Source organism: Cupriavidus sp. 05N39, assembly GCF_056397325.1.
The window spans coordinates 1-4915 of record NZ_JBFTNE010000199.1; the positions used below are offsets into that span (position 1 = coordinate 1).

The window sequence follows — 4915 nt, forward strand, 5'->3', positions numbered from 1 at the left end:
GTGGTGCCGTTGATCACGAACGAACCGGTCGACGTCATGAGCGGAATTTCGCCCATGTAGACTTCCTGTTCCTTCACTTCCTTGACCTTGCCCGGATTTTCCCGATCGTTGATGATCAGGCGCACCTTGGCACGCAGCGCCGAGTGGAAGGTCAGGCCGCGCTGTTGACATTCCTTGACGTCGAACGGCGGGTTGGACAGATGGTAGGAGACGAACTCCATACGGGCGAGCCCGTTGTGAGACACAATCGGGAAGATTGCGCTGAAAGCCGCTTGCAGGCCCTCTGTTTTGCGACGTGAGGGTGGCGTACCCTCTTGCAGAAACTGAGCGTAGGATTCAATCTGGGTGGCAAGCAGGAAAGGAACCTGATGAACCGTCGCGCGCTTCGCAAAACTTTTGCGAATGCGCTTCTTTTCGGTGAAGCTGTACGCCATGGGATCTCCGAATCATCGCAGGGCTGGCTGGACCGGCGCAGCACCTGAGGTGTTCAGCGACTGGGAGGGGATTTGGCGGTTGGCCGCTACCAACCTCTGGCTGACGGTGTCCGCACGCTGCGAGCCGGCAGAAACGACGCAATGCGTCATACCGGCCCGGGGGACACCCGACCAAACTTGTCTTCTGCAGTCGGTTCAGAAGACAAACATCAGCAACCACCTAGTGTGCCACTGATGTTTGGCCTCTGCTGAAGCTTAGGCATGCGCCCAGCCATCAAGCATCGTTTGCGCCATTTATATACGTTTCCGAGTGCACAGTAAAACACACTTCGTAGAAGCGCAAAAAGGCTGGCGCCGGGAATCTCCCTTTGCCAGCCCCATTCGCGTGCCAATGGGGCACGCGAGCACAGCTTACTTGACTTCGACCTTTGCGCCGGCGTCTTCCAGCTTCTTCTTGGCGTCGGCTGCAGCAGCCTTGTCCACGCCTTCCTTGACAGCCTTCGGTGCGCCGTCGACCAGATCCTTGGCTTCCTTCAGGCCCAGGCCGGTGATTTCGCGAACAGCCTTAATCACGCCAACCTTGTTTGCGCCGATTTCCGACAGGATGACGTTGAATTCGGTTTGCTCTTCAGCAGCGGCAGCACCGCCAGCGCCCGGGGCAGCAGCCACGGCCATCGAAGCGGCGGAAACGCCAAACTTCTCTTCAAACGCCTTGACCAGGTCGTTCAGTTCCATCACGGACATCGCGCCTACGGCTTCGAGGATGTCGTCTTTGCTGATTGCCATTTGAAATACTCCTGCTAAATGTGATTCGGTATCGGTAATGCGATCTTGATGAGCCAGGCTGCGGGGGCTTGCGCCTTAAGCAGCAGCGCCTTCGCTCTCGGCGGCGGCAGTTGCGCCTTCGCCTTCGGCAGGGGCGCCTTCGCTCTTCTTGGCGGACAGGGCGGCCAGCAGACGGGCGAAGCCCGACACCGGTGCCTGCATCACGCCAAGCAGCTGAGCAATCAGTTCGTCACGGCTCGGGATCGAGGCCAGTGCCTTGACGGCAGCAGCATCGAGCACGTTGCCGTCGTACGACGCTGCGCGCAGAACCAACTTGTCGTTGGTCTTGGCAAAGTCGTTCAGAACCTTGGCCGACGACACTGCATCTTCGGAAATACCGTAGATCAGCGGACCGGTCATTTGCTCTGCGAGGCCGGCAAACGGCGTGCCTTCCACGGCGCGGCGGGCCAGCGTGTTCTTCAGAACACGCAGGTACACGCCTTGCTCGCGGGCCTTGGCGCGCAGCTTGGTCAGATCGCCAACCGCAATGCCGCGATATTCGGCAACGACGATGGTCTGGGCTTTAGCGACTTGCGCCGAAACCTCAGCAACGACGGCCTTCTTATCTTCAATATTGAGTGGCACGGTTAAGCTCCAAAACGATGCTTGTCCCCCGGATCGTCCGGGGCACGCACATCAGTCCAAACGAACGGCGTCCGATTTTGGCCCGAATCACCCGGGTCATTGCCCGGATTCTTCAATCCCTCGGGTTCGCCATCTGCGCTGGTGGGGCGGGTAGGCGTCGCGGCGAGCCACGTACGTTCCGTCCGATTAAGGCGAGGCAGCCAGACTGCAGCCGCGCCCGCCACCAGCGGTCTTTGATAACCAGCGGTGCCTGCCTCGCGCTTGCGCGCCGGCGGGTACCGCTGCCCAAAGCCTTGCTCCTTGTCTCACCGCGTTGCCCTCGGGCCACGCTGGAGTCTGGAGACGATCCCGGCCTGGGCCGGGATCTGCAATTCTTTACACCGGGCGACGTTATCGGGTCCGCCCGGTGGGTGCCGCCAGCCTTAGGCCGACAGCGAAGCCTGTTCCACGCGCACGCCAACGCCCATGGTGGACGACACGGCGATCTTGCGCAGGTACACGCCCTTGCTGGTAGCCGGCTTGGACTTCACCAGTGCTTCGATCAGCGCGTTCAGGTTGCGCTTCAGATCCGCATCCTGGAACGAACGGCGACCGATGGTGGCGTGGATGATACCGGCCTTGTCGACGCGGTACTGAACCTGACCGGCCTTGGCGTTCTTCACAGCCTGGGCCACGTCGGGAGTAACCGTACCAACCTTCGGGTTCGGCATCAGGCCGCGCGGGCCCAGGATCTGACCCAGCGTACCAACGATACGCATCGTGTCCGGCGAGGCGATCACCACGTCGAAGTTCAGGTTGCCGGCCTTGACTTGCTCAGCCAGGTCTTCCATGCCGACGATTTCGGCGCCAGCTGCCTTGGCAGCTTCAGCCTTTTCGCCTTGGGCGAACACAGCCACGCGGACCGACTTGCCGGTACCGGCAGGCAGCACCACGGAACCACGAACCACCTGGTCCGACTTCTTCGCGTCAATGCCGAGTTGCACGGAAACGTCGATGGATTCGTCGAACTTGGCCGATGCGCAATCCTTCACCAGGCCCAGGGCCTCGTCGATCGGGTAGAACTTGGTGCGCTCGATCTTCGCCTTGTTGGCGGCGACGCGCTTGGAAACCTTAGCCATTTACAGACCCTCCACGGTGATGCCCATCGAACGAGCCGAACCGGCGATGGTACGCACGGCGGCGTCCAGATCGGCGGCGGTCAGGTCAGCGTTCTTTGCCTTGGCGATTTCTTCAGCCTGGGCGCGGGTGATCTTGCCAACCTTGTCGGTGTGCGGCTTGGCCGAACCCTTGGTCAGGCCAGCAGCCTTCTTGATCAGCACAGTCGCCGGGGGCGACTTCATCACGAAGGTGAAGCTCTTGTCGGCGAAGGCGGTAATCACCACCGGCACCGGCAGGCCGGGTTCCATACCTTGGGTCTGCGCGTTGAACGCCTTGCAGAACTCCATGATGTTCAGACCGCGTTGACCCAGTGCGGGGCCCACGGGCGGGGAGGGATTTGCCTTACCAGCCGGAATTTGCAGCTTGATAAAGCCAATGATCTTCTTGGCCATATTTACTCCAATCCGGACCGCTTCCTGGAGGAATGCGATCCTGTTGAGTCGTAGCGCGCTAACGCTGCAAGGGCGGTTCATCCACCCCAACCAGCCTCACGCTCCTCTTTTGGCCGGCCCCTTGCGGGACTGGCCGTGCATTTTTTGCCCGCCTTGCGGCCAGCATAAAATGCGAAAACTTAAACCTTCTCGACCTGGCCGAACTCGAGTTCGACCGGAGTAGCACGTCCGAAGATGGTGACCGAGACGCGCAGACGCGACTTCTCGTAGTTCACTTCCTCGACATTGCCGTTGAAGTCGGTGAAAGGACCGTCCTTGACGCGAACCATCTCGCCCACTTCGAACAGCGTCTTGGGACGCGGCTTCTCGACCCCTTCCTGCATCTGGGTCATGATCTTGTCGACTTCCTTCTGGGAAATCGGACTCGGGCGATTACGCGCACCACCCACAAAACCGGTGACCTTGCTGGTGTTCTTCACCAGGTGCCAGGTTTCGTCGGTCATTTCCATCTCGACCAGCACGTAACCCGGGAAGAAACGGCGCTCGGTGACAGACTTCTGGCCACCCTTGATTTCAACCACTTCTTCGGACGGGACCAGGATGCGGCCGAACTTGTCCTGCATTTCGGCGCGTTCGATGCGCTCCTGCAGCGCGCGCTGCACGCTCTTTTCCATGCCGGAATAAGCGTGCACCACATACCAGCGCTTCTTCGACGAAGGCGATTCAGCTGCGGGGACTTCCTGTTGTGCGTTATCCGTCATGTTCTATCCTTCATTTCCAGCCCAGCACGAGCGAAAAGATGACCCACTCGATGAGCTTGTCCGCTGACCACAGGAACACGGCCATGATCACGACGAAGACGAACACCAGGCCCGTCATTTGCCCGGCTTCCTTGCGGGTGGGCCAAACGACTTTGCGGACTTCGCGATACGATTCCTTGGAGAAACCGATGAAGTCCTTGCCAGGTGCCGAGACCAGCGCGACCACCACGCCCAGTGCAATGCCGCCGAACAGGGCGGCGCCGCGCACATAGGATGGCTGCTGTGCCAGGGCATAGAAACCGATGACGCCGRCAACCACCAGTAGCACCGCGACGCCAAGCAACCACTTACCACTGGCGGCGTTGACGGTTTCGACGTTGGGATTGGCCATGTTTCGCAAACGAGACTAAGCCGCGTCACGATACTCTCTATCGCGACGCGGCTGATTGAATTGGCAGKGGCAGAGGGAATCGAACCCCCAACCTTCGGTTTTGGAGACCGACGCTCTGCCAGTTGAGCTATACCCCTAAAACAACTGTGGGGTCGGCAATGAAGCCAACCCCTCTGGCAACGAATACGGCCGGTTGGTGCCGTATTCGCTGATCGACTTTATCAGTCGAGGATCTTTGCCACGACGCCGGCGCCGACGGTACGACCGCCTTCACGGATGGCGAAACGCAGGCCTTCTTCCATGGCGATCGGGGCAATCAGCTTGACCGTGATCGACACGTTGTCACCCGGCATGACCATTTCCTTGTCC

7 protein-coding genes, 1 tRNA gene and 1 pseudogene are annotated in these 4915 nt (G+C 60.1%); all 9 read right to left on the minus strand.

Annotated elements, in window-relative coordinates:
• Positions 1 to 434, minus strand: a pseudogene (rpoB, locus tag AC1DN0_RS40150) (DNA-directed RNA polymerase subunit beta); the annotation flags it as partial.
• 411 nt (positions 435 to 845) lie between these two features.
• Positions 846 to 1220, minus strand: coding sequence for a 50S ribosomal protein L7/L12 (rplL, locus tag AC1DN0_RS40155; RefSeq protein ID WP_035876154.1), 375 nt, complete (start codon positions 1218 to 1220; stop codon positions 846 to 848).
• 75 nt (positions 1221 to 1295) lie between these two features.
• Positions 1296 to 1844, minus strand: coding sequence for a 50S ribosomal protein L10 (rplJ, locus tag AC1DN0_RS40160; protein ID WP_441635842.1), 549 nt, complete (start codon positions 1842 to 1844; stop codon positions 1296 to 1298).
• Positions 1845 to 2266: 422 nt separating this feature from the next.
• Complete coding sequence (rplA, locus tag AC1DN0_RS40165) at positions 2267 to 2962, minus strand: 50S ribosomal protein L1 (RefSeq protein ID WP_035876155.1); 696 nt, start codon at positions 2960 to 2962, stop codon at positions 2267 to 2269.
• On the minus strand, positions 2963 to 3394 hold the full coding sequence (gene rplK, locus AC1DN0_RS40170; protein WP_006162338.1) for a 50S ribosomal protein L11: 432 nt from the start codon (positions 3392 to 3394) through the stop codon (positions 2963 to 2965).
• A gap of 179 nt (positions 3395 to 3573) precedes the next feature.
• Complete coding sequence (nusG, locus tag AC1DN0_RS40175) at positions 3574 to 4155, minus strand: transcription termination/antitermination protein NusG (protein WP_006162340.1); 582 nt, start codon at positions 4153 to 4155, stop codon at positions 3574 to 3576.
• 10 nt (positions 4156 to 4165) lie between these two features.
• Positions 4166 to 4546, minus strand: coding sequence for a preprotein translocase subunit SecE (gene secE / locus AC1DN0_RS40180; protein WP_477146558.1), 381 nt, complete (start codon positions 4544 to 4546; stop codon positions 4166 to 4168).
• A 61-nt stretch (positions 4547 to 4607) separates the two neighbouring features.
• A tRNA-Trp gene (locus AC1DN0_RS40185) sits at positions 4608 to 4683 on the minus strand.
• Positions 4684 to 4767: 84 nt separating this feature from the next.
• The coding region (locus AC1DN0_RS40190; RefSeq protein WP_477134963.1) for an EF-Tu C-terminal domain-related protein at positions 4768 to 4915 on the minus strand (148 nt) is incomplete at its 5' end.

What these genes read in the sequence shown, in the direction of transcription:
- nusG (WP_006162340.1), bottom strand. Translation starts at nt 4,155, where the DNA reads ATGACGGATAACGCACAACAGGAAGTCCCCGCAGCTGAATCGCCTTCG.
- rplL (WP_035876154.1), bottom strand. Translation starts at nt 1,220, where the DNA reads ATGGCAATCAGCAAAGACGACATCCTCGAAGCCGTAGGCGCGATGTCC.
- rplK (WP_006162338.1), bottom strand. Translation starts at nt 3,394, where the DNA reads ATGGCCAAGAAGATCATTGGCTTTATCAAGCTGCAAATTCCGGCTGGT.
- rplA (WP_035876155.1), bottom strand. Translation starts at nt 2,962, where the DNA reads ATGGCTAAGGTTTCCAAGCGCGTCGCCGCCAACAAGGCGAAGATCGAG.